Source organism: Vibrio barjaei, from assembly GCF_001639065.2.
GTDB classification, from domain to species: Bacteria; Pseudomonadota; Gammaproteobacteria; order Enterobacterales; family Vibrionaceae; genus Vibrio; species Vibrio barjaei.
This window is the reverse complement of sequence record NZ_LQXO02000012.1, coordinates 171,605-195,499: the sequence shown is the minus strand read 5'-3', so window position 1 is coordinate 195,499 and position 23,895 is coordinate 171,605. Positions and strand designations below refer to the sequence as shown.

Annotated in this window: 23 protein-coding genes; 10 read left to right on the top strand and 13 right to left on the bottom strand. The window is 44.0% G+C overall.

The genetic code is table 11. The features are described 5' to 3' along the window. Positions 1-142: 142 nt before the first annotated feature. The 3 genes from AWH66_RS07315 to AWH66_RS07305 all read left to right on the top strand — a co-directional run bounded on the left by AWH66_RS07315 (position 143) and on the right by AWH66_RS07305 (position 2,473). Positions 143-1,348, top strand: a complete 1,206-nt coding sequence (locus AWH66_RS07315; protein WP_063605486.1) for a cystathionine beta-lyase — start codon at positions 143-145, stop codon at positions 1,346-1,348. A gap of 56 nt (positions 1,349-1,404) precedes the next feature. After that, a complete protein-coding gene (locus tag AWH66_RS07310; RefSeq protein ID WP_063605487.1) occupies positions 1,405-1,719 on the top strand; it encodes a DUF6693 family protein in 315 nt (104 codons plus the stop codon). 139 nt (positions 1,720-1,858) lie between these two features. Then, a complete protein-coding gene (locus AWH66_RS07305) occupies positions 1,859-2,473 on the top strand; it encodes a DsbA family protein (protein ID WP_063605488.1) in 615 nt (204 codons plus the stop codon). A gap of 61 nt (positions 2,474-2,534) precedes the next feature. On the opposite strand, the gene gyrA is transcribed toward AWH66_RS07305, so the two are convergent. Beyond that, complete coding sequence (gene gyrA / locus AWH66_RS07300; RefSeq protein WP_063605489.1) at positions 2,535-5,177, bottom strand: DNA topoisomerase (ATP-hydrolyzing) subunit A; 2,643 nt, start codon at positions 5,175-5,177, stop codon at positions 2,535-2,537. A 312-nt stretch (positions 5,178-5,489) separates the two neighbouring features. Between gyrA and ubiG the strand changes: the two genes are divergently transcribed. The 6 genes from ubiG (at position 5,490) to AWH66_RS07270 (ending at position 11,501) form a co-directional block, all read left to right on the top strand. After that, a complete protein-coding gene (ubiG, locus tag AWH66_RS07295; RefSeq protein ID WP_063605490.1) occupies positions 5,490-6,200 on the top strand; it encodes a bifunctional 2-polyprenyl-6-hydroxyphenol methylase/3-demethylubiquinol 3-O-methyltransferase UbiG in 711 nt (236 codons plus the stop codon). Positions 6,201-6,688: 488 nt separating this feature from the next. Further along, positions 6,689-8,980 carry a class 1a ribonucleoside-diphosphate reductase subunit alpha gene (gene nrdA / locus AWH66_RS07290; protein WP_063605491.1) on the top strand — a complete coding sequence of 764 codons (2,292 nt, stop codon included), beginning with the start codon at positions 6,689-6,691 and terminating at the stop codon, positions 8,978-8,980. 74 nt (positions 8,981-9,054) lie between these two features. Then, positions 9,055-10,188: a class Ia ribonucleoside-diphosphate reductase subunit beta gene (gene nrdB / locus AWH66_RS07285; protein ID WP_063605492.1), complete on the top strand. Its 1,134-nt coding sequence runs from the start codon at positions 9,055-9,057 to the stop codon at positions 10,186-10,188. Next, positions 10,188-10,463 carry a class I ribonucleotide reductase maintenance protein YfaE gene (gene yfaE, locus AWH66_RS07280; RefSeq protein ID WP_063605493.1) on the top strand — a complete coding sequence of 92 codons (276 nt, stop codon included), beginning with the start codon at positions 10,188-10,190 and terminating at the stop codon, positions 10,461-10,463. The genes nrdB and yfaE overlap by 1 nt, the downstream gene beginning before the upstream one ends. A gap of 333 nt (positions 10,464-10,796) precedes the next feature. Next, positions 10,797-11,009 (top strand): transcription antiterminator/RNA stability regulator CspE, encoded by a 213-nt coding sequence (gene cspE, locus AWH66_RS07275; protein ID WP_063605494.1) that lies wholly within the window; start codon positions 10,797-10,799, stop codon positions 11,007-11,009. A 282-nt stretch (positions 11,010-11,291) separates the two neighbouring features. After that, positions 11,292-11,501, top strand: coding sequence for a hypothetical protein (locus tag AWH66_RS07270; RefSeq protein ID WP_038222859.1), 210 nt, complete (start codon positions 11,292-11,294; stop codon positions 11,499-11,501). Positions 11,502-11,695: 194 nt separating this feature from the next. Here AWH66_RS07270 and AWH66_RS07265 read toward each other — a convergent pair whose 3' ends face one another. The 4 genes from AWH66_RS07265 to AWH66_RS07250 all read right to left on the bottom strand — a co-directional run bounded on the left by AWH66_RS07265 (position 11,696) and on the right by AWH66_RS07250 (position 15,457). Next, positions 11,696-12,547 (bottom strand): sterol desaturase family protein, encoded by an 852-nt coding sequence (locus AWH66_RS07265; RefSeq protein WP_063605495.1) that lies wholly within the window; start codon positions 12,545-12,547, stop codon positions 11,696-11,698. Positions 12,548-12,571: 24 nt separating this feature from the next. Continuing rightward, positions 12,572-13,591, bottom strand: coding sequence for a DUF2804 domain-containing protein (locus AWH66_RS07260; protein WP_063605496.1), 1,020 nt, complete (start codon positions 13,589-13,591; stop codon positions 12,572-12,574). A 191-nt stretch (positions 13,592-13,782) separates the two neighbouring features. Beyond that, on the bottom strand, positions 13,783-14,022 hold the full coding sequence (locus AWH66_RS07255) for a hypothetical protein (protein ID WP_063605497.1): 240 nt from the start codon (positions 14,020-14,022) through the stop codon (positions 13,783-13,785). A 193-nt stretch (positions 14,023-14,215) separates the two neighbouring features. Beyond that, entirely contained in the window at positions 14,216-15,457 is a 1,242-nt protein-coding gene (locus AWH66_RS07250) for a CinA family nicotinamide mononucleotide deamidase-related protein (protein WP_063605498.1), read from the bottom strand. Between the two features lie 163 nt (positions 15,458-15,620). Here AWH66_RS07250 and AWH66_RS07245 point away from each other — a divergent pair, with 163 nt between their 5' ends. Next, the gene (locus tag AWH66_RS07245) at positions 15,621-16,190 is read left to right on the top strand and encodes a TetR/AcrR family transcriptional regulator (protein WP_063605499.1); all 570 of its coding nucleotides are present in this window, start codon (positions 15,621-15,623) and stop codon (positions 16,188-16,190) included. A 44-nt stretch (positions 16,191-16,234) separates the two neighbouring features. On the opposite strand, the gene AWH66_RS07240 is transcribed toward AWH66_RS07245, so the two are convergent. From AWH66_RS07240 to AWH66_RS07205, 8 genes are all read right to left on the bottom strand, one after another. Beyond that, on the bottom strand, positions 16,235-17,722 hold the full coding sequence (locus AWH66_RS07240; RefSeq protein WP_143081482.1) for an arylsulfatase: 1,488 nt from the start codon (positions 17,720-17,722) through the stop codon (positions 16,235-16,237). Positions 17,723-17,754: 32 nt separating this feature from the next. Beyond that, positions 17,755-18,156, bottom strand: coding sequence for a DUF4345 domain-containing protein (locus AWH66_RS07235; protein ID WP_063605501.1), 402 nt, complete (start codon positions 18,154-18,156; stop codon positions 17,755-17,757). Positions 18,157-18,236: 80 nt separating this feature from the next. Beyond that, complete coding sequence (locus AWH66_RS07230) at positions 18,237-18,704, bottom strand: hypothetical protein (protein ID WP_063605502.1); 468 nt, start codon at positions 18,702-18,704, stop codon at positions 18,237-18,239. Positions 18,705-18,708: 4 nt separating this feature from the next. Beyond that, entirely contained in the window at positions 18,709-19,950 is a 1,242-nt protein-coding gene (locus AWH66_RS07225) for an anaerobic sulfatase maturase (RefSeq protein WP_063605503.1), read from the bottom strand. 100 nt (positions 19,951-20,050) lie between these two features. Next, positions 20,051-21,793 (bottom strand): arylsulfatase, encoded by a 1,743-nt coding sequence (locus tag AWH66_RS07220; RefSeq protein ID WP_063605504.1) that lies wholly within the window; start codon positions 21,791-21,793, stop codon positions 20,051-20,053. A gap of 13 nt (positions 21,794-21,806) precedes the next feature. Next, a complete protein-coding gene (locus AWH66_RS07215) occupies positions 21,807-22,229 on the bottom strand; it encodes a tetratricopeptide repeat protein (protein WP_063605505.1) in 423 nt (140 codons plus the stop codon). Between the two features lie 9 nt (positions 22,230-22,238). Then, positions 22,239-22,646, bottom strand: coding sequence for a hypothetical protein (locus AWH66_RS07210; protein ID WP_063605506.1), 408 nt, complete (start codon positions 22,644-22,646; stop codon positions 22,239-22,241). A gap of 62 nt (positions 22,647-22,708) precedes the next feature. Further along, positions 22,709-23,884, bottom strand: coding sequence for an iron-containing alcohol dehydrogenase (locus AWH66_RS07205; RefSeq protein ID WP_063605507.1), 1,176 nt, complete (start codon positions 23,882-23,884; stop codon positions 22,709-22,711). Positions 23,885-23,895: the final 11 nt, after the last annotated feature.

The following is a 23,895-nucleotide window of genomic DNA, read 5'->3' as shown; positions in this document are numbered from 1 at the left end:
CCTTAGACTGCACACTTACCCAACAACGTTTTGTGAAGGCTAAAGACTTGAAACTCTTTAGCCTTCGTGTTTTATTGCGTCTATCCTCTTTTAAAAACTCGCCTTCCTACACGAAAGTTCAAGGCTAAGACAGGGAATCTAAATGTCAGAAAGCAAGACCACCAAATTTGTAACCGCTGGCCGTAGTAAGAAATGGACAAACGGTGTAGTTAACCCACCCGTCCAACGAGCTTCTACCGTTGTCTTTGACACTGTGGCAGAAAAAAAGCACGCCACCATCAATCGAGCCAACAAGACACTGTTCTACGGACGCCGCGGCACTAACACACACTTTGCCTTTCAAGATGCCATGACTGAAATTGAAGGTGGTGTCGGATGCGCGCTTTATCCATGTGGTACCGCCGCTATTTCTAACGCCATTTTGTCGTTTGTTGAGACTGGTGATCATATCCTGATGGTGGATACTTGCTACGAACCAACGCGCGATTTTTGTGATTCAATCATGAAGAAAATGGGGGTAGAAACGACCTACTATGATCCGATGATTGGCGAAGGCATTCGTGATCTGATTCAACCCAATACCAAGATTCTGTTTTTGGAATCACCTGGCTCAATCACAATGGAAGTTCAAGACGTTCCTTTGATGGCTAAGATCGCACACGAAACCGATATTATCGTCATGCTTGATAATACTTGGGGAGCTGGTGTGAATTTCTCACCTTTTGAGCACGGGGTCGACGTTTCTATTCAAGCAGCTACTAAATACATCGTTGGTCACTCCGACGTTATGCTAGGTACGGCAGTGACTCACGAAAAGTACTGGGATCAATTGCGTGAACAAAGCTATCTGATGGGACAATGTGTTTCTCCAGATGATGCCTACTTAGGACTTCGCGGCATTCGGACGCTTGATGTGCGGCTGCGCCAACATGCAGAGAACAGTTTGCAAGTTGCGAAGTGGTTAGCAACGCGTGCCGAAGTCGACCATGTGCGTCACCCTGCTCTAGATACATGTCCTGGTAGTGAATTTTTTCACCGGGATTTCACCGGCGGCAACGGGCTATTTAGCTTTATCCTTAAGACCAGTAATACCAAAGCAACAACGGCATTTTTGGACGGTATGAAGCACTTTAGTATGGGTTATTCTTGGGGTGGATTCGAAAGCTTAGTGTTGGCAAATGAACCAAGTAGCTTCAATTCATTACGAACGGTAGCCAACCCTAATTTTGAAGGGACGCTAATTAGACTTCACATTGGGCTGGAAAGCATTGATGATCTGATTAACGATCTCAAGCAGGGCTTTGAGCGCTATAATTCCACAATACAAGAACAAGCTATCACCCAATAAACCTCAAATGGCTTTCAGTTATGGAAGCCATTTTTAATTTAAAGTAAGGTACTTTTATGAGATTACGAGCAGATGTCGCTATCTTTGACATTCTGGGCCACTTGCTCATTTGGTTAATTCTCAGCATTGTCACATTTGGCATCGCGCTGTTTTTCTTCCCTTATTCATTTTCCAAATTCATCATTAATCGTACTTACGTCATTGATGAATCCGGCCGAGAGCGACGAATGGGCTGCGATATCGACCTATTTAGCGACTTAGGCCATGTATTGCTTTGGTTTGTTATTTCAATACTGACACTAGGGATCGGCTATGTATTTTACTTTTATCGTGTTTGGAATTACGCACTCAATAACACCCGAGTAGAATAGCATTACAGGCGAATAATGAAGCTCATCTGCATATTGATGAACCTCGTATATTTCTGTACCAGATGTAGGTTATAAGTCAATTTTTCATGATATGGTGAACAATTGCACTCGTCGGTTAGCGAGCGACAAGGATGATCTTATGAGTAAACCAGCCAAACTGTATTATGTTTATGACCCGATGTGCTCTTGGTGCTGGGGCTATGCACCCACGTGGAATTTGATTGAGACACAGCTAGACGACCAACTAGACATTCAATACGTACTTGGAGGCTTAGCCCCTGATTCTGACGTTCCAATGCCATCAGAAATGCAAACTCAAATCGCCTCTTATTGGCGCAAAATCGAAAGTTATTTAGGCACTGAGTTTAATCATGATTTTTGGACTTTAAATACGCCTAAACGCTCCACTTACCCAGCCTGCCGCGCGGTGCTTGCTGCACGTAAGCAGCAGTCCGAACAAGACATGTATCGTGCTATACAGCAGGCGTATTATCTTGAAGCAAAGAATCCCAGTGAGTCAGAAGTTCTTTTCGACTTAGCTAAACAGGTTGAACTAGATATTGAAGCATTTAGACATGACTTTCTTTCAGCTGAGATCAATCAGCAGCTTTCGGAAGAGATAAAATTTGCTCGTAGCATTGGCGGTAACAGCTTTCCTTCTTTATTTTTAGCCCATGATGACATCATTGTTGAGCTACCCATTGATTATAAAAATCCCAACACAACAATCGATTTAGTCAAACAGCAACTCTGATCGTTCTAAAGACGAAAAAAAACCTGTCTCATTGAGACAGGTTTTTCACTACAAATGTTGATTACTCTTCAGTAGCAGAATCGTCAGCTGCTGAGTCGTCAGTCGCTAAATCTCCAGATTCTGGCGCTTGAGTCTCTGCATTTGCTTCAACTTCTTCGCCCTCTGGCAGCTCTAACTCTTCGACTTCATCAATACGCTGCAAACCAACGACTGATTCGTCAGACGCGGTGCGGATAAGCGTAACACCTTGAGTATTACGACCAACTTGACTCACTTCAGCAACACGAGTACGAACTAGCGTCCCTGCGTCAGTGATCATCATCATTTCGTCGCCTTCTTCAACTTGAATCGCGCCAACGACTGGACCGTTTCGCTCAGAAACTTTGATAGATACAACACCCTGTGTTGCACGACCTTTCGTTGGGTACTCTTCAAGTTCAGTACGCTTACCGTAACCATTTTGTGTCACGGTTAGAATGTCACCTTCGTTAGAAGGAACAATCAACGACACCACTTGGTCTTCATCTGCCAGTTTCATACCACGGACACCTGCCGCAGTACGACCCATAGCACGTACTTTATCTTCGCTGAATCGAACTACTTTACCCTGCTTCGAGAACAGCATGATATCACTTTGACCATCGGTGATATCAACGCCGATTAGCGAATCATCATCACGTAGGTTTACAGCAATTAGGCCGTTTGCACGAACGTTAGAGAATTGGTCTAGAGAAGTCTTCTTAACAGTACCGTCACCAGTCGCCATAAAGATAAATTTCTCTGAGCTAAATTCACTTACAGGAAGAATCGCCGTAATACGCTCACCTTCTTCTAGTGGAAGAATGTTAACGATAGGCTTACCACGAGCAGTACGACTTGCGAGTGGCAATTGATACACTTTCAGACGGTAAGTCTTACCGCGCGTAGAGAAGCACAAGATATTGTCGTGAGTATTTGCAACAAGCAGACGCTCGATGTAATCCTCTTCCTTCATCTTAGTCGCACTCTTACCTTTACCACCACGACGCTGTGCTTCGTAGTCGCTTAGGATTTGATACTTCACATAACCTTCGTGAGACAAAGTGACTACTACGTCTTCACGAGCGATTAGCTCTTCCATATCAATGTCGTGAACTGCCGCTGTGATTTCACTACGACGCTCATCACCGTATGTTGCTTGAACTAGTTCAAGTTCTTCGGTGATCACTTCCATCAAGCGCTCTGTGCTTGCAAGAATGTGCATCAGTTCTGCAATTTCTTCTAGAAGTGCTTTGTACTCATCAAGAATCTTCTCGTGCTCTAGACCCGTTAAACGGTGTAGGCGAAGTTCAAGAATCGCTTGAGCTTGTTGCTCCGTTAGGTAGTACAGACCATCACGAATACCGTATTGATCTTCTAGCCAATCTGGACGAGCTGCATCAGTACCAGCACGCTCTAGCATAGAAGCTACGCTACCTAGTTCCCAACCGCGAGAAACCAGGCCTACTTTTGCTTCAGCTGGTGTTGGTGCGTTCTTGATAAGTTCAATAACTTCATCGATGTTCGCAAGTGCTAGAGATAGCGCTTCTAGAATGTGGGCACGGTCTCTTGCTTTACGAAGTTCGAAGATAGTACGACGAGTCACAACCTCACGGCGGTGATCAACGAAGCACTTCAGCATGTCCTTAAGATTGAACAGCTGTGGCTGACCATTGTTTAGGGCAACCATGTTGATGCCGAATGTCGTTTGCAGCTGAGTCTGTGAGTACAGGTTGTTTAGAACCACTTCACCTACTGCGTCACGCTTACATTCGATCACAATGCGCATACCGTCTTTATCAGACTCATCACGTAGTGCACTAATGCCTTCTACTTTCTTATCTTTAACAAGCTCTGCAATCTTTTCGATTAGGCGAGCTTTGTTAACTTGATAAGGGATCTCGGTAACAATGATGGTTTCTCTACCATTCTTGTCTTCTTCGATCTCTGCTTTAGAACGCATGTAGACCTTACCACGACCCGTCTTGTAAGCATCGATGATGCCTTTACGGCCACTGATCAGTGCCGCTGTCGGGAAGTCTGGGCCCGGGATGTAATCCATGAGCTCATCAATAGTAATGTCTTCGTTCTTAATGTATGCCAAACAGCCATCGATAACTTCGTTTAAGTTATGTGGTGGAATGTTTGTCGCCATACCTACAGCGATACCTGACGCACCATTAACCAAAAGGTTTGGAATTTTTGTCGGTAGTACGGCTGGAATTTGCTCCGTTCCATCATAGTTAGGAACGTAGTCAACCGTCTCTTTGTCTAGATCCGCTAGCAACTCATGAGCGATTTTCGCCATGCGGACTTCGGTATAACGCATTGCCGCCGCAGAGTCGCCGTCAATCGAGCCGAAGTTACCTTGACCATCGACCAACATGTAGCGAAGTGAGAAAGGTTGCGCCATACGAACGATGGTGTCGTATACAGCACTATCACCGTGCGGGTGATATTTACCGATTACATCGCCGACCACACGGGCAGACTTTTTATATGGTTTATTCCAATCATTACCTAGAACATTCATCGCGAACAAAACGCGGCGGTGAACAGGTTTTAGACCATCACGCACATCTGGAAGAGCACGACCCACGATAACTGACATCGCGTAGTCGAGATAAGAGCCTCTCAGCTCATCTTCAATGTTTACGGGCGTGATCTCTTTAGCTAGATCGCTCATAGAGCCAATATCCCTCTATATTTTGATCGTATACTCGATACGTATAAGGTGACAAAATATAACACATTAATACTGTGTTCGGCATCACTTTCCCTTCGCTTTTATCATGTTGTGACCTTGGTTGCGATTCAAACGTCCACAATTTGCACATTTCCAATCTATGACTCTGAAAATCGGCGAAAAAACCGTCAATCAATCAGATAAATAGTGTGCTAGCTAAAGAATTCTGAGGATTCTGCCTACGAGAAGATATTTCCCAAACCAATTTGCGGTATACTGCGTCGCAACCTTGGAACAAAACTCTTGGCATATATGGATAAGCAACAAAACGTAGACCTCAACGAAATTAAGAAATTTGAAGAGATGGCAAGTCGCTGGTGGGATCTTGAAGGTGAGTTCAAACCACTGCATCAAATCAACCCTCTCAGACTCAACTACGTCTTAGAAAAGGCCAATGGCTTGTTTGGTAAAACCGTTCTTGATGTAGGTTGTGGTGGCGGTATCCTTGCAGAAAGCATGGCGAAACAAGGTGCTGAGGTTACAGGGCTAGACATGGGTAAGGAGCCGCTTGAAGTCGCCAGACTGCATGCATTAGAAACAGGCACCAAACTGACCTATGTACAAAGTACAGTGGAACAACACGCTGCTGAAAACGCAGGCAAATACGATGTCGTAACATGTATGGAAATGCTAGAACACGTGCCAGATCCAGCATCAGTAATTGCATCATGTTCAAAACTGGTGAAGCCTGGTGGTCAAGTGTTCTTCTCCACCCTTAACCGCAACTTGCAGTCTTACTTATTCGCCATCGTTGGTGCCGAGAAGTTGCTTAAAATAGTTCCAGATGGCACACACTCACATGACAAATTCATCAAACCTTCAGAACTTATCAAGATGATCGATAAAACTGATCTTACTGAAAAAGGGATTACGGGGCTTCTGTATAATCCATTAACCGATACCTATAAACTAGGTAGTCGTGTCGACGTGAACTACATCGTGTTCACCGAAAAGTCGCTTTAAGTTCGTCTATATCTAGTGCCAATTTCCTTCGGTTGATTGGCACTCAGCTTCGTTAATTTTCACACACAAATCATTTACAAAAACAAGACACTTTCGCCGATTTTGTGTGCCGATATCGCAGTTTTATTGAGCTAAAGAATAACAACCAAAAATTGGCAAAGATCAAGGAATTTTTTTTCGTCTTTGTTTAAAAGAAAACCAATCTGCTAGCACGTAAATTTCACTACTAAGTCGGGTCTATCTTCAATGGTAAGTATCTACTAACTGAAAATTTTCTTTCCCCTAGTTATCCACAAGACATTCAATTTCTCAAACTTGAAAATCTCCCGTTATAGCACTATCTTGTAACTCGTAGTTAAGATGACCCCTATATCTTGTGTTGGAAGCCGAAACATATAGGGTGACATTGATCACGAAGCTATCGCTAAGACTCAACAAAATTTCATAAAAGTGAAGCTTCATATTGTTTTGTTAGGGAACACCTCAGAATGAACCAACAACTTACCGTTACTAAGCGTAATGGCCGCAAAGAAAGTATCGATCTCGAAAAAATCCATCGCGTCATCGCATGGGCTGCAGAAGGGCTTAACAACGTTTCTGTATCTCAGGTAGAACTCAAGGCTCACATCCAGTTTTATGATGGTATTACTACGTCAGATATCCACGAAACTATCATCAAGTCTGCTGCAGATTTGATTTCAGAAGACGCGCCTGACTATCAATATCTTGCTGCGCGCTTAGCTATCTTCCACCTGCGTAAAAAGGCGTATGGCCAATATGAGCCTCCAGCGCTATTTGACCATGTTTCTAAAATGGTAGAGATGGGCAAGTACGACGCACATCTATTGGAAGATTACACTAAGTCTGAATTAGATGAGTTGGATAGCTATATCGACCACACTCGAGATCACGACTTCTCATACGCTGCCGTTAAACAGCTTGAAGGTAAGTACTTCGTTCAAAACCGTGTTTCTGGTCAGATTTACGAAAGTGCACAGTTCCTCTACATACTAGTAGCGGCTTGCCTATTCGCTAAGTATCCAAAGGCGACTCGCCTTGACTATATCAAGCGCTTTTATGATGCAACGTCGACATTCAAGATTTCTCTACCAACACCCATTATGTCCGGTGTTCGTACTCCTACGCGCCAATTTAGCTCGTGCGTACTGATTGAATGTGGCGATAGCCTAGACTCTATTAACGCAACGGCAAGCTCAATTGTCCGTTACGTTTCGCAACGTGCTGGTATCGGCATCAATGCCGGTCGTATTCGCGCGCTGGGTTCTGAAATCCGTGGAGGCGAAGCCTTCCATACCGGTTGTATCCCATTCTACAAGTACTTCCAAACAGCGGTAAAATGCTGCTCGCAAGGTGGTGTTCGTGGTGGCGCAGCAACTGTGTTCTACCCTATGTGGCATGGCGAAGTACAATCACTACTTGTTCTTAAGAACAACCGTGGTGTAGAAGAAAACCGTGTACGTCACATGGATTACGGCGTTCAGCTGAACAAACTCATGTATGCTCGCCTAGTTCAAGGTGGCAACATCACTCTATTCTCGCCTTCAGACGTACCAGGTCTCTATGACGCGTTCTTTGAAGATCAAGATGAGTTTGAGCGTCTATACGTTAAGTACGAAAACGATCCATCAATTAAGAAAGAAACCGTTAAAGCGGTAGAGCTATTCTCTCTACTGATGCAAGAGCGTGCTTCTACAGGTCGTATCTACATTCAAAACGTAGACCATTGTAATACGCACAGCCCATTCGATTCGAAAGTTGCGCCAGTTCGCCAATCTAACCTATGTTTAGAAATCGCACTGCCAACTAAGCCATTGTCAAACGTAGAAGACGACTCAGGTGAAATCGCTCTATGTACACTTTCGGCATTTAACCTTGGTGCTATCAACGAGCTCGATGACCTAAAAGATCTATCGGACCTAGTGGTTCGTGCTCTTGATGCTCTACTTGATTATCAAGACTATCCACTACCAGCCGCTTATAAGTCTACGATGAATCGTCGTACGCTGGGTGTCGGTGTCATTAACTACGCCTACTACCTTGCGAAAAATGGTGTTAAGTACTCTGACGGTTCTGCAAATAACCTTACTCACCGTACGTTTGAAGCGATTCAGTACCACCTGCTAAAGGCGTCTGTTGAACTGGCGAAAGAGCAAGGTCGTTGCCCATCGTTCCATGAGACGAACTATGCGAAAGGCCTATTACCTATCGACACTTACAAGAATGATGTCGATTTAGTGTGTGACGAGCCACTGCACTATGATTGGGATGCACTACGTTCTGAAATCATGGAATTTGGTCTACGTAACTCAACACTGACGGCGCTAATGCCATCTGAGACTTCTTCTCAGATTTCTAACGCGACTAACGGGATTGAACCACCTCGCGGTTACGTTTCAGTGAAAGCATCAAAAGACGGTATTCTGAAGCAGGTTGTTCCAGACTTCGCTAATCTAAAAGAGAACTACGAACTACTTTGGAACATCGGCAACAATAACGGTTACCTGCATCTAGTCGGTATCATGCAGAAATTCGTTGACCAAGCGATCTCAGCAAACACTAACTATGACCCAAGCGTTTACGAAAGCGGCAAAGTGCCGATGAAGAAATTGCTTCAAGACCTGCTTACTGCGTATAAATATGGCGTGAAGACACTTTACTACCATAACACTCGCGACGGTGCGAAAGACGACCAAAGCGACAAATCTGTAGTAGTAGTCGAGCAAGATGACGATTGCGCAGGCGGTGGCTGTAAGATTTAATATCTCGCAGTAAACAAGTTAAGATTTTCTCGCCCTTCCCTTAAACGGAGGGGCTTAAAAAGGATTGCAGCACAATGGCTTACAGTACTTTTACCCAAACAAAGAATAACGCATTAAAAGAACCAATGTTCCTAGGTCAACCAGTGAACGTTGCGCGTTATGACCAACAGAAATTTGAGATTTTTGAAAAGCTGATTGAGAAGCAGCTTTCCTTCTTCTGGCGTCCAGAAGAAGTCGATGTATCAAGCGATCGCATTGACTACAACAAATTGCCAGAGCATGAAAAACACATTTTCATCAGTAACCTGAAGTATCAAACTCTACTTGATTCTATCCAAGGCCGTAGTCCTAACGTTGCACTACTTCCATTGGTTTCTTTGCCAGAGCTAGAAACATGGATCGAGACATGGTCATTCTCAGAGACTATCCACTCTCGTTCATACACGCACATCATTCGTAACATCGTGAACGATCCGGGTGTGGTTTTTGATGATATCGTTGAAAACGAGCACATCCTTAAGCGTGCGAAAGACATCGCGCACTACTACGATGACTTGATTCAAGCGACAAACGACTACCACCGCTTCGGTGAAGGTACACACAACATCAAAGGCGAAGAAGTTAAAGTTAGCTTGTACGATCTGAAGAAGAAGTTGTACCTATGCTTGATGTCGGTGAACGCACTAGAAGCGATTCGTTTCTACGTAAGTTTCGCTTGCTCGTTCGCATTTGCAGAGCGTGAGTTGATGGAAGGTAACGCGAAGATCATCAAGCTTATTGCTCGTGACGAAGCGCTGCACCTAACGGGTACTCAACACATGATTAACCTGCTGCGTAATGGTCAAGACGATTTCTCATTCATGCAAATCGCAGAAGAATGTAAGCAAGACTGTTTCGACCTATTCAAAGAAGCGGCTGAGCAAGAGAAAGAGTGGGCAGAATACCTATTCAAAGACGGCTCTATGATTGGTCTTAACAAAGATATCCTGTGCCAATACGTTGAATATATCTCGAACGTTCGTATGCAGGCAGTTGGTCTTGATGCAGCTTACCCAGAAGCGACATCGAACCCAATTCCTTGGATTAACGCTTGGTTGTCATCTGATAACGTACAGGTTGCACCACAAGAGGCTGAGATCAGTTCTTACCTTGTCGGGCAAATCGATAACGAAGTAAACGCAGACGACTTCGAGGGCTTCGAACTTTAATGCCAACCATTAAGATAAACTCTATCACCACTATAGAGTCTAACCCTTCAAACACAGTCCTAGAGACTATGGAGCAAGCTGGGTTAGAACCTGAATACAACTGTCGAGACGGGCACTGTGGCGCTTGCCGCTGTACACTGGTTTCGGGAGAAGTGGAATATGTAGGGTTTGCAATGGCATATACACAAGATAATGAAATTCTGCCTTGTATTTGTCGAGCTAAGACTGATATCGAACTCGACAATATTGCGCATCAAGTTAAGAAGCGAGCGTAGCTCAAGTCATTCCCAAAACGGCTCTTCAGAGCCGTTTTTTATTGCTGCGGGTTTGAACAGGTGCAGTCAGCGACTGTGCAATTCCCTTCACTAAATCGTGCAACATTAAAAATAACCCTTTACAAGGTGTTTTATAAGCCCCATACTGACGCCGCTCTGTTGTTCAGAGTTATTAAATGAAATATGCAGTTGTAAAAGTAAAACTCTCAGAATCTCTTCGTTATTGTTGTCATCCTCAGTGTTTCCCTAAGCTTCATCGATACATTAAATAATTCCAGCCCATCAGCGCATCGCAACTTCGCGACAATTTTAAATTTATATAAGGGACACAACATGTCTAACAAAGTAAACGGCACAGTAAAATGGTTTAACGAAGAGAAAGGTTTCGGTTTCCTAGCTCAAGAAAACGGCGGTGCTGACGTATTCGTTCACTTCCGTGCTATCGCATCTGAAGGTTTTAAGACTCTAACTGAAGGCCAAAAAGTGTCTTTTGAAGTAGAGCAAGGCCAAAAAGGTCTTCAAGCTGCAAACGTTGTAGCTGTATAAGATTTTATCAATGAAAGCGGTGTCATTAGCCGCTTTCATTGAGTCTTTTAACTTTGAATTTTAGAAAAACCTAGCAATAACCTCTCCTCTCAACGTTCTCGCTATACATTTCTCTATCAAGCAACACGCTCAATCACCCATCACTCTCTGATGGTATTAAATCTACAATTAGCATCATTATATTTAGGTAAATTATGTCTCGATCTATCGGCAGAAAACGCTTTTGGTTTTACCAAAACCGTGAATCCACTAAAAACACACAAAAGTCCAAATAGGAGAAATATGAAAGTAACGTTTAAATCAATCAAAGATAATGTAACTTGGGTCTCTGAACCGCACCAACTAAACAGCGATATTTTGCTTAGACACTTCCTTACCAGAGCAAAAACCAAAGACCTAAATTTGGCGTTTAGTTACTGTGAATCTACTCATACTGGCACCATTACCAATGTCCATGACGAACTAATAGGAAAGTTCTCGCTACAGGCTTGATACTCAGTACCTTCACTACTAAGGCCAGTATCCATTGAACATCGCTATAACTATCTATAAAAACTATCCATCAAAGTGCTTACCGCCTTCAGCACCTTGATAATATTGCGACTATTATAGTGACTCTCGCGCCTTACTCACTCCTCGTCACAACACTCAACCCTTATCACAGTCTTAGTTTGATTAACCTTAGGTTAATGCGTATCCGTTGGCGGAGATAAGATCATTTTGATTTTCGCCCGTAACGTCAGGTCTTTGCGTGATAGGTCATTTAACATATCTTTCCACTCGGCAAAAGTGACCGTGATTGGATTGAAACTATTGACTGGTTTACTGATTCCATAACGGACTTCTTCTACTTCAGGCTCAAAAGTTCCAAACATTCGATCCCAAATAATCAGAATTCCCGCGTAGTTTTTGTCTATGTATTGCGCGTTGACACCATGATGAACCCGATGATGCGATGGGGTATTAATCACCCATTCAAGGGGTCCTAAGCGACGTATCCATTGTGTATGAACAAAGAACTGCAAACCTAGATTCAGCAGTACTACAAACACCACCCATTTGGGGTCGAAACCTATAATGACCAGCGGCATCCAAAACAGCCACATTCCCGCTAGCGGGTACATTAGACTCTGTCTAAATGCGGTACTGAAGTTCATATTCTCGGAACTATGATGGACAACGTGAGCGGCCCACATCCAGCGAATACGATGACTCGCTCGATGGAACCAATAGTAGAAAAAGTCTTGTAGTACCATTAACACCAAAAACATGCCTAGCGACATCTTGATATCAAAAAATCTCCAGCCAAACACTAGCAGGTATAGTTTGGCGATAAACAGACCCGTAACCAAATCGGTAAGTTGATGAAGCCCAGCCAACGAGAAGTTACATGTCAATTCCTTTAAAGAGTACTGGGCAGAGCTTGGTAGCCGGTTTCCCCGTTGACCAAGCCAATACTCGAGCACCATCATAATGACAAAGAAAGGAGCTAATACTATTAACAACCACTCCGGGTTTTGAACGAGTTTTTCCATCATATTCCATTGACTTTTAGTTAGTATTTACCACTTTGCAAAGTGGTCTTCGGTTAATCCCATTACTTGCGAAAGTTGATACTCGCGACCTTCTTCATCCTTTACAACGCCAGAAAAATGGCCAATGAACTGGCGAAAATTACTCTTAAGTACCCAAAAATTGAGTTTCTCTTTACGAGCATTAAGCGGTTGAAAGGTCAAATCAACCCGCCCTTGATCATCATAAATACGCCAGTCAGAGTCCGGTACTTGTCGGTCAAAATCAAACATTACGCCCGCTAATAGACAACGCTTACCATTAACCCAAAGTACATTTTCAGTTACCCCCGTCTCGTTAACTCCAGCCGCGAGATTAAGACCAATTGTCACACCTTGAGCTTTGCCGCTAATACTCGCCCAGCGCCAGCTTGTTTCACGCCTCATAAAACCTGCTGAAAAGTCATACCCCCCTAAACAACTTTCCACCAATTGCGTTTGACCACCTACCTTGAACTCTCCCCTCACATTCAATGCATTGTGCTTTTGCGTATAAGTCCATCCGTTGTAGCCTGTAGGAGATGAAACCATTAGAGGTGTACTTTCTGCATCTCCGGCATCAAGCAATACGTCCAATTCGAACGCTTTACACTTAGCTCGAACTCGCCACTCTCCCTCTTCAATATCAAAGCAAATCTGCCCTTGATTGAACTGTGCTTTCCCTTTCCACGGCGACGCTGTGAGTGAATACCCTAATCCCACGGGACGCATCCAACTCTCTTCAATGAGTTGTTTTTTTTCAATGTCATAGAGATAGCAAAAGCTGGTTCCAAGGTAGCGAATATCGGCGATCGCTATGCCTAAAACGTATTTAGGAGTAAAGATACTGACAAACTGAAACTGCTTGTAATGGAAATATTTAGCGAGTGAACTGCGTTCCCTATCCATCGTGGAATAGTAGCGAAAGCTGGCAACGTCTAACGCCTCAGGAATGGACAAAAGATGGCCGTAGTTAGGTTTACCATCTACACCCATGAGCGATTTAATTTGTTGAACAGAAGGCGGGTTCATTCTAATACGTACTCTTCTCATAACCTTATTCAGGTCTTATTCTTGTCGGTTCGCAAAGTATGAGACAAGAATCGGCGACTGTGGCCAAATTAGAGCAAAAGCACAAAATGGATCACAAAATCGTACAAATAAACGCCAGAAAAAGAAAAGGCTGATCAAATTGATCAGCCTAAAGTAACTTGAATTGGGTCTCAGTCGACAGTCGACAATATGGAGTCTGCTGTACCCATAGAAACATGTTTGTCTGCAATGCGACGTCCACCGTCATCGTAGAGTGAGATTCTAAAACCGTCGTCAGACAGGATCTCTTCCATAGGAGCCTTCAACCACATAGCTGCTATATCACCGCATTTTTTGCTGAGTGCTTCGCCAAGCATAATCTGCTCATTAGCAATTTGATAAAACACTCTTATTCTTGTTTGCTGGATCATATTTACCCCTCCTACACACCACTATTTTCAGGGTGAACATTGATTTTAATCAAATAAAAAGAAAGGGCTACTCTCAAAAATGAGAATTTGAAATTCCCGTTAGAGATCAGCTTATTGTGAGCTAGATCCAATTATCATATATACATAACAAAATAGAATATAGGCACCGTGTTGAATATTTACACTAGCCAACTCATTTTAACTGATCCGCCGGTAGGAATATCTCATCGGTACGAGTAAGAAAACCATAATCAGGGAACATCGGCTTATTGTCTAGGTAACGCCTAAGCATATCCCCCGCCACCGTGCTGATAACCGTTTTAATGCTCTGAGCGTTATAACTTCGTTGCAATTTTAGCGTCTGTCCCCATTCACCTTTAGGCGTTGAAAGCGCTACCGAAAACTCTCCATCTTCAAGCTTTCCTGTGGACAACGCAATATCTGAACTGCAGTTACTTTTCGTAGCTCCTGCCAACGCTAAAGTGGCCCCCAACCTTTCGCTATCTCTATCGAGCGGCGATGCCGTTTTAGAGCCAAGTACCCAAGTTGCCCCGCAATATTGCTCAATCTGTTCATTGTCTTGAAGCCAAGAAGCTAGGTAGCCCTTGGTGCTATGTTCAGAAATAGCAATCGTTGGTTTATGTAACTCAACCAAATGACCAATTCTGTCCAGCATGGGTTGATCGACACTGACAACATTACTATGCAAGAGCTTCTCTACCATAGAGAGCACTCTTGATCCTATTTCCAAATCGTCAGACGGGCCAAATAGTTTGACTTCGATAAAAGGAAGATAAGAGCGATAACCCAACTCGTACTCTAAAGGTAGATTAAGACTTGAAAGCGTATCTGCAATACCGGATTCAGACAGACCAAAAGTATATAAACGTCGACATACCCTGCCTTGCTGATTAGGGAATTCACGTTTTAAGTCGGGTAAAATCTGCTCAAGCGTCATTTTTTTGAATTCACTTGGCACACCAGGGGTAAAGTAAAACAAACAGTCATTGATCATCATTTTAAAGCCACATGCGGTGCCAATAGGGTTATCGACCACTACCGCTCCTTTTGGCAGCATTGCTTGCTTTATGTTGCTGTCAGGCATGGATTTACCACGTTGAGCATAAAAGGCTCTCAGTGTTTCCAACCAACCTTGGTTCAACACTAAAGATTGATCCGCAGCTTCCGCAGCCACTTCAGCAGTGAGATCATCAGACGTAGGCCCCAAACCACCATTGACGATCACCACATCCAGATTCAAACTCAACATGATCATTTCTTGCAGCAACGCAGCTCGCTGATCACCTACTGTAGAGCGTTTCGACATGGAAAACCCATGCTCATAAAATACACGGCTGAGCCACGCGGCATTGGTATCAACAATATCGCCATACAATACCTCTTCACCAGTACTCAACATTGCAATTTTAGGCATGATCTCTCCTTGTAGGTTTTTCCATAAGGATGACATGAGTTATTGAAATAGCAATAGCCATTTCACGGCAAATCATCCGACTAAATGTATTTGCCCTTTCTAGACTGTACGGTCTGTTTGTTCGGAGTTACAATAACTACTATTTTCATCAAATGGCGGGCTTATGGCTGATTTAAAACAAACACTTCTCGACGCTGGGTTTGAGCTTATTAGCGAACACGGATTCGCAGGCATTGGCATTATGAAAATCATTCAACAAGCGAATGCGACGAAAGGTTCTTTCTATCACCACTTCAAGTCAAAGGAAGATTTTGGCCGTCAGTTATTAGAGGACTATTTCGAAGACCATCTAAGCACGCTCAGTCAGTATCTTGAGGACAGCACCATTGCTTTTGAACAGCGAGCGATACATTACTTCGAGTTCTGGTCAAAATCAAAAGTGACAGAAGATTTTCGGATTAAATGTTTAGTTGTGAAGTTGTCTGGTGAAATATCTGGGACATCATCAAGTATGCAAGTCGAACTGGATAACGGTGCTGAGAAAGTCATTAATCGCATGGCGGATTACTTCACGTCTGGCAACGAGCAAGGTCTGCTAGCCATCGAAAATCCTTACATGGTCTCGCGAACACTTTATGCCAAGTGGCTAGGTGCGACACTACTTTGCGCCATGCAAAAAGACCGGACGCATTTAGAGCAAGCCATGGCGGAAACCAAGTTACTGATAAAATAAGGGCTGCAAGCAGCCCTTTAGTAACTAAGTTAATTAACAACCATTTAGCGCCCTATTCCGGACGCATCCACCGCATCCGGCTCAAAAGTGACAGGAGGCCACTCTTTAAAGGTTTCTAAGTGTTGTTGTACCGCTGCCTGAGCCGGGCCAAATGCCCACATTTTCTTGCCCATCCAGTTGATGTACATACCAGACTCCTCGGCAGCACGCTCATAAGGATCGCGGCGTAAGTTGAAGAGCAGCGGTGCATTAAGCTCTTCCTTCGGTCCACTCCAACCATGGTTTTGCACCACAAAATGAGCTTTCCAATCACCAACACGAACCGCTTGAAGTCGGTCACGTTCGTAGTAAATGATCTCTTTACGATTTGACGGTGCTAGTTCAGTGAGCATCGATATTTGATTGTAACCATCCAAATGCGCTTTAAAGCCTTCATACCCTGTCAGCATTTGTTGTTTGAGATCACTTGGTCCACCCGCGGCTTCAACCAGCGTAGGTAACCAGTCCATACCATCAAACATCCCATTGTGTATTTGTCCGGCTGGAATTTTACCTGGCCAGCTCACCAGAAGAGGCGCACGCACACCACCCTCCCAAGTCGAGCCTTTTTCACCATGGAATGGCGTCATTCCGCCATCAGGCCATGTCATGATTTCTGGACCATTATCCGCCGTAAAGATCACAATAGTGTTGTCCGCCACACCCAACTCTTCTAATTTGGCAAGCATCTCACCGACATGATCATCAAGGTCTTTCATCACGACTTCTTGCAAGCCCCAACCGTTTTGTCCGAGCATAGCTTCGTATTCTGGGGACAAGTGGGTCCAAACATGACCTCTTGAAGGGCAATACCAAGTGAAGAAAGGCTTGTCTTGTTTCACCGCATTTTCAATGAAGTTGATGGCATGTTTATTAACCTCATCGTCTAAAGTACGCATGCGTTCGATGGTCAAAGGCCCATCATCTTTGATGGTTTGTCCACCCTTGCCATCTGACTTGGAATGAATCACATTTCGTGGTGCGAATTTCTGGAACGCTTCGTCTTTTGGCCAATCAGGATCTTCAGTGTATTCCATCGCATTAAGATGGTATAACCAACCCCAATATTCATCGAAACCATTCATTGTCGGTAGCACTTCATCTCGGTCACCTAAATGATTCTTACCAAACTGGCCCGTTGTATAACCTAAGGTTTTCAGTATTTCCGGCAATGTCGGTGTTTCAGCATTCAGTCCTACTGGACTCCCTGGAAGACCAACAGTATGCATGCCGGTACGAACAGGGAACTGTCCAGTAATAAATGCAGAGCGTCCTGCGGTGCAAGAAGGCTGAGCATAATAGTCCGTCAGCAACATTCCTTTTTCAGCAATACTATCAATATTGGGCGTCTCACTACTCATTAACCCTCGATGGTAAGCACTTAGGTTAGAGATACCGATATCATCAGTAAAAATAACAAAAATATTTGGTGGCTTTTCATTCGCATTCACAAGTGAACTCAAGCCTAATAAACTCACCACTAACCATTTCATTAATATACGGTGCATCCTACCTCCTAATATATTCACGCGGCACGTTTGGTTTTAAAATCATCTTTGTTGAGAAGCACAATCCCTACAACTCCAAATCCTATTTCGAGGAGGAGATAAACGACTAACAGCCCATTTGGTATCCCATCGACGACCATGCTGAAAGCACGACCTAACCCCAGCCCCCACATAAACACAATCAGACTTTGTAGTGCAGAACGCGCCATTTGCTGCGTCCCGAAAGCCCCCATAAGCCAGTAAACCGCCAATGCAAGATAGAGCCCCATAACGGCGCGAAAGATATGACTCACATTAGTCGGTGATGCATCAATATCAAACAGGAAAGGTAAGGTAATACTAGGTACCAAGCCATACATCAGGGCAATAGGGACTAACCCAAGGACCGCCAGTAACAAAAACTTTTGTGTATGCGTCATGTTGCTTCTCCGGTTTGTTCTTACAGACTAGTTGCTGGTATCGATAAAGCAAACTTTCAGATTGAATAGAGTAAGTTAGCTCAAAGCCCTATCTGGCTAAGTAAGCCTTGTAAATTGAGATGTGTACTAAGATTTAGTGCATTGACTAGGCTATAACTCAAACCGCTCCAACACAAAATAGACAGTGAAAGTAAAATGAAGGTCGTAACGTGACTTTGTCTGAGGCGCCTAGCGACCAAGGTGTAGAGTGGAATACCAACTAGAACAGGAGCAAGTGTGGCCATAGTCTTATTGCCATACCTTTTCCATGCGGTTACGAATCGCCTCAACTTTGGCCTGTAAGGCTGAAAATTCTTTCTCGCATAAAGGTAAAAGGAATATCGTCCTATAAACCATCCGAAATAACCTGCCATCAATGCTGGAACTACATTAAACAACAACATTTCTGGGTAACTAAAACCAACAAAACCCGCTAATGCCGGACCGGAATAGGTTTTCCAAATACTAAGCAGCGCCATGACCAAGCCAAGTAGTAAATAACTATCCATATTCTCACCCAGTAACTCTGCATGTTGTTTTCGCCATTCCATTTAGCTCAAGTATATGCGTAATCACTGGGTCAACATGATGAAATATTTGTTGCCAACCTTGGCATAGATAATTGAGCCCAGGGTTACCGTACTTATCTTTTACGATTCGATTCTTTGGACACTCACCATGACAAGCAAACCTCACCTTGCACTCCAAACATTGTTTGGGTAACGCTCTTTGTTTAGCAAAACCAAAGGTCATTTGCTGTTTGGATAAAGCGATTGCCGCCAATGGCGTCTGCTCAATATTGCCAATTTTGTGTTCAGGATGAACATAGTGATCGCAGGCGTAAACATCGCCATTAGGTTCGACAGCAATGCCCTTGCCGCATATATCGCTTAACGTACACATCGAACTCGGTTTACCCATCCAAATTCCGAAAAAGTTTTCAAAGTAAGGAATATGAACTTTGCCAAAATCTTGCTTCATCCATTCATCAAAAATGGTCGTTAAGAAGTCTCCCCATTGAGTCGGAGCGACACTCCAACTTGTTGTTTGAGCGGATACAGGGATGATTGCAGCTTCAGAACACTGAGCCCATTTTATCTCTTCATCTCGGTCAACAACTGGGATAAATTGAATTTGTGATGGTTGAATCTCATCTCTTACGAAGCGATACACCTCTAAAGGGTAATTTCCATTAACGTTGTTGACACAAGTCAGCGTCGCAAAGTGGATACCATGACGCTTTAGACGTTCCGCCGCTTCAATCACCTTGCTAAACGTCCCCTGCCCACAACGGTTCTTGCGATAAGTATTGTGAAGCTGTTCTGGGCCATCAATACTCAAACCTACGCTAAACGCGTGTTTCGCCAAGAACTGACACCACTTGTCATTGATTAACAACCCGTTAGTCTGAATATCATTTACTATCTTCACATTCGGTTTGGCGTATTTCGTTTGGAGCTCCACTATTCGTTCAAAATAACTAAGACCTAACATCGTCGGCTCGCCACCATGCCAAGAGAAGACGATCTCTGGTGTGTTCTGCCCTTGAATATACTGGCGAATATAACGCTCTAACAACTCATCGCTCATCTTGTATGAACGGTTCTTCGGATACTCTAGTAGCTGTTGTTTGTCCAGATAATAGCAATAGTCGCAGTTAATATTACACACAGCACCAATTGGTTTCGCCAACGCCTGAAACTTTGCATGAGGCTGGCCTTGGAACTGAGGTACATTAAGGTGATAGTGAGACATGGTATTGTTCCTCTTAAGAAGGTATCCATACCGTTCAACATTTTTAAAGTATGAACTCGCCCTAACACAAATCGGTCAGTTTGTGTTAGGGCGAAATTTTTTACTTCACGTTTTCAAATGGATTCCATTGTTCATCCACCGGTACGATACCCATTGTTTTTTCGTACTCTTTATAAGCAGACAACATTTGTTGGAACTGCTCAGGACGTTGGTGCTTCAGATCTATCATTTCAGCTGGGTCTAACTTAGTGTTGTACATATGCCACTCACTGTCTCCTCCCATCCCTTTCGAAATTCGAATGATCTTAAAGTCCCCTTGAAGAAGGATGCCACTGCCGAATAGCTCAAACGCGATAGCATTGTCTTGCCTATGAACAGTATCTTGCTCACCATTTAGATAAGGCATAATGCTTTGACCGCTCATTGGGGCCACTTTTCTACCTTTATATTCACTACCCGCTGGTTCAACATCGGCCACATCCAATATTGTAGCGGCAAGGTCTTTCACTTGAGCCAGTTCATTCGTTTGAGTTCCGACATCCAGTGACTCCTTCTCTCCGAGAACCCCCTTGGCAGGTTTGATGATCAAAGGAACACGTACTCCCCCTTCTGCTGTGTACGCTTTGAACCAAGACAATCCACCTGTAGATGCACTTGCCCATTCAGGGCCCAAAGAGACACTTGAATCTGCGTTACCCAGATTTTCGGTACTATTGTCAAAGTGATAATCGGTCCATGTACGAATCAAATCACTAACATTTTTCCCAGTAATATCCGTCGCTTCCGGACCGTTGTCTGCAAGATAGATAATATACGTATTGTCGTACTCACCTATTTTCTTCAAATAATCAGTTACCTGGCCTATCTGCTGGTCTTGAAGCTCCATCATTCCCATAGCAATGGCCATTTTTTTGCCATACCATTGCTTTTGTTCATCTGACAAATCATCCCATGGTCGACTCAGTGAATTTCTATCGGACATCGTGGCACTCTTTGGAATTACGCCCATCTGTTGCATTCGTTTAAAGCGGTCCTCTCGAACTGAATCCCATCCGTGCTCTACGTAATAAGCAATTTTATCTTCAAATGATGCTTTAGGTGCTTGTAGTGGTAAGTGAATCGCTGTGAATGGTAAGTAGGCAAAGAAGGGTTTTCCAGAGTCCTTATTGCTATCAATCATGCTGATCAACTCTTCGGTATAGCCTTGGTCTGAATACTCTCCCGGATACTTGTCTTTTACTTGTTGACCATTTTGATAAGTCGGTTCGACCTCAACGCCTGGCATTTCACCTTTTTGCAGCGCATTTGCTGTCGCTTCATTCTTCGCTGGGAACATCATATCTCTATTGAAATGATTAGAACCGCCAGCCAAAATTCCGTAGCTCTGTTCAAAGCCACGGTCATCCGGTAGGAAACCATCGTCATGACCCAAGTGCCATTTCCCAGAAAGGTAAGTGTGGTAACCATTATCACGAAGTAGCGTCGCTACGGTTACGCCATCCTTAGTGAGGTAACCTTCGTAACCTGGCTTACCAATAGCAGGCGGATAGACGGCATAGTCGAACGTTCCCAACCCAACCTCATGACTGTTGGCACCCGTTAACATCATAGAACGAGTGACAGATGACGTTGGTGAAGCGTGGAAGTTGGTAAATTTCACCCCCTCTTCAGCCAGTTGCATCAGGTTTGGTGTTGACACTTCAGAACCATAAGGTTGCGTATCAGCAAATCCGACATCATCACCAACGATGAGTAAGATATTAGGTTTTTCCTGCGCAGCAAACGCATTAGGTGCACAAGAGGCTGCTATGGCCGTGCATAAGATAGTTTTTGAATTATTCATGGTTCACCCTTATTTAGTGAGCACTTTGTGACATCCAATGGAGCATATCCAGTGCTCTAGGATGATTCTGTTCAGCGGCTTTGCCTATCCAGCTAACCGCTAGAGAATGATCTTGCTCGCCACCAGTCCCTGTCGCGTACATAAGACCAAGCTGTAATTGAGCGTCTGCATTCCCTTGGTTCGCTGCTAGTGATATCCATTTGCGTGCTTTTTCTTGAGTAGATTCAAGATATTCACTCTCAGATTCGGCACTCTGCAGATAAAACATACCAATCTCGTACTGTGCTGCAGCGTCACCCACGTAGCCGTTTTGAAACGTGGTGCCAACATCACTAGATAACGTATCTGGTGTGTCTGTTACGTACCCTAGGCACGCCGTCCCAATAACAAGCAAACAGAGAAAGCTAAGCGACCAATGTTGAACGCGTTTATTCATAGGTTGACGCTAGTGCTGAAAGCTTGAGGCTTGTAAGCGTATGGTTTTCTGCTCTTTCCAGTATGCTAATGTCCAAATCACAACGAATGTATCCATAGCACCTGCAAGTAAAAAGCCGGTAATGTGGGGGCTGTTGAAGTTAAGCAGAAGAAGAATCACCATAAAGCCTTTCTCCACCGCAGAATAAAGCATGATGCTCTCCCTCCACTGAGGTTTGAAAGCAGCACCCACCATCATCACCCCCATCATGCCTACCATGACACCCCAGTGTTGATAGAACACAAAATCCTGCTCCACATAAGGTAATTGCCCAATGTGAGTAATCGCCCATTGCGGAAAAAACGCATAAGCGAAAGCCGCCGCGGTTCCAATACCGGTCACCAATAACATCTTGTTGACGTGTTGAGTAAAAAACATAATTGCCTCCTAGTATTCAAAAGTGAGGCACATCCCTATGCCACAATGAGTAAGTTGGGAAATTAACAAGTAGTCTCGAGTATTGCGGTGATTTTTTCTTGAGCAATCGGGTAGAACTGGAAACTGATGTCTTTTTCTATCCCAGAGACAATCTGCGCTTTTTTGTTGTCATCTAGGTTCCATTTAGTAAAGCTCTGCGTCGCATTCACTAACGTCTGGAAGGCACGTAATGAATGAACAACCTCTTGGTGTTTTTCGGCATCTGTTAAGCTAGGTGATATTCCAAACACCGCTGCTAATTTATTAATGCTTGGGAGGTAAAACTCAGGAAGTGCATCAATCACCACTGGTAATAAGACACTATTAGCATCACCATGTGGGATATGCGCTATCGCGCCAAAAGCGTGCGCGCAGTTGTGGATCGGTATGCCACCTAGAGACGAATAGAAAGCAGAAATAGCCATGGTGCTTGCTTGCAGGAGCTCACTACGAGCCGCAACATTTTGCGGAGACTGAAGTACTTGCGGTAGGTTATTCAGTATCAAGCGACACGCCTGTGTTGCATAAGCATCAGTGAAGGTATTACTCAAAGGCGATGCCAACGCTTCGATAGCATGAGTTAATGCGTCCATACCTGTCGATACTGTTAACGCTGCTGGCAAATTCACTGTCAGCTCAGGGTCTAAAACAGCGATATCGCACTCAAGTCCAGAGACGACTAAACTTGCTTTAACCTGCTCCTTGTCATTATAAAAAACCGCGATAGGTGATGCTTCTGCACCTGTCCCTGCCGTTGTCGGTACTCCTATATGAAGAATTGAAAACGGTTTTACATCAGGACCAACTTCAAGACGCCCACCACCTTGAATTGCATCACGGATATCATCAAGCTGATGTTCTAAACCATATTTGATGCCTTTTGATGCATCGATTACGCTCCCCCCGCCGAGCGCCAAAATACTGTCTGCATTCACCTGTTTTGCAAATTCCAGAGCGCGATTAATATCCAAACAGCTCGCATCCGCTTCAATATCGGTGTAAATACCCGCGAGCTTCACGTTCTCTTCCGTCGAAAACAGCGATGCCAAACGCTCTACAAAACCCAATGACTCGAGACCTTTATCGCTGACCAGCAACACTCGTTGCGCACCTTTCGCTTTAAACAAGGTTGGGATCGCCTCTATGGAAGATGCACCAGAGTGAACGACGGTTCTAAGGTTGAAAGTAAAGTTATTCATAGTTGAATCTC

Bases quoted from the DNA above. Each gene is read 5' to 3' on its own strand.
- ubiG (WP_063605490.1), top strand. From the start codon at position 5,490: ATGGATAAGCAACAAAACGTAGACCTCAACGAAATTAAGAAATTTGAA.
- nrdB (WP_063605492.1), top strand. From the start codon at position 9,055: ATGGCTTACAGTACTTTTACCCAAACAAAGAATAACGCATTAAAAGAA.
- AWH66_RS07310 (WP_063605487.1), top strand. From the start codon at position 1,405: ATGAGATTACGAGCAGATGTCGCTATCTTTGACATTCTGGGCCACTTG.
- AWH66_RS07315 (WP_063605486.1), top strand. From the start codon at position 143: ATGTCAGAAAGCAAGACCACCAAATTTGTAACCGCTGGCCGTAGTAAG.
- AWH66_RS07255 (WP_063605497.1), bottom strand. From the start codon at position 14,022: ATGATCCAGCAAACAAGAATAAGAGTGTTTTATCAAATTGCTAATGAG.
- AWH66_RS07210 (WP_063605506.1), bottom strand. From the start codon at position 22,646: ATGTTTTTTACTCAACACGTCAACAAGATGTTATTGGTGACCGGTATT.
- gyrA (WP_063605489.1), bottom strand. From the start codon at position 5,177: ATGAGCGATCTAGCTAAAGAGATCACGCCCGTAAACATTGAAGATGAG.
- AWH66_RS07220 (WP_063605504.1), bottom strand. From the start codon at position 21,793: ATGAATAATTCAAAAACTATCTTATGCACGGCCATAGCAGCCTCTTGT.
- AWH66_RS07205 (WP_063605507.1), bottom strand. From the start codon at position 23,884: ATGAATAACTTTACTTTCAACCTTAGAACCGTCGTTCACTCTGGTGCA.
- AWH66_RS07270 (WP_038222859.1), top strand. From the start codon at position 11,292: ATGAAAGTAACGTTTAAATCAATCAAAGATAATGTAACTTGGGTCTCT.
- AWH66_RS07215 (WP_063605505.1), bottom strand. From the start codon at position 22,229: ATGAATAAACGCGTTCAACATTGGTCGCTTAGCTTTCTCTGTTTGCTT.
- AWH66_RS07225 (WP_063605503.1), bottom strand. From the start codon at position 19,950: ATGTCTCACTATCACCTTAATGTACCTCAGTTCCAAGGCCAGCCTCAT.
- AWH66_RS07250 (WP_063605498.1), bottom strand. From the start codon at position 15,457: ATGCCTAAAATTGCAATGTTGAGTACTGGTGAAGAGGTATTGTATGGC.
- AWH66_RS07240 (WP_143081482.1), bottom strand. From the start codon at position 17,722: ATGAAATGGTTAGTGGTGAGTTTATTAGGCTTGAGTTCACTTGTGAAT.
- cspE (WP_063605494.1), top strand. From the start codon at position 10,797: ATGTCTAACAAAGTAAACGGCACAGTAAAATGGTTTAACGAAGAGAAA.
- AWH66_RS07245 (WP_063605499.1), top strand. From the start codon at position 15,621: ATGGCTGATTTAAAACAAACACTTCTCGACGCTGGGTTTGAGCTTATT.
- AWH66_RS07265 (WP_063605495.1), bottom strand. From the start codon at position 12,547: ATGATGGAAAAACTCGTTCAAAACCCGGAGTGGTTGTTAATAGTATTA.
- AWH66_RS07230 (WP_063605502.1), bottom strand. From the start codon at position 18,704: ATGGATAGTTATTTACTACTTGGCTTGGTCATGGCGCTGCTTAGTATT.
- AWH66_RS07305 (WP_063605488.1), top strand. From the start codon at position 1,859: ATGAGTAAACCAGCCAAACTGTATTATGTTTATGACCCGATGTGCTCT.
- AWH66_RS07235 (WP_063605501.1), bottom strand. From the start codon at position 18,156: ATGACGCATACACAAAAGTTTTTGTTACTGGCGGTCCTTGGGTTAGTC.
- yfaE (WP_063605493.1), top strand. From the start codon at position 10,188: ATGCCAACCATTAAGATAAACTCTATCACCACTATAGAGTCTAACCCT.
- nrdA (WP_063605491.1), top strand. From the start codon at position 6,689: ATGAACCAACAACTTACCGTTACTAAGCGTAATGGCCGCAAAGAAAGT.
- AWH66_RS07260 (WP_063605496.1), bottom strand. From the start codon at position 13,591: ATGAACCCGCCTTCTGTTCAACAAATTAAATCGCTCATGGGTGTAGAT.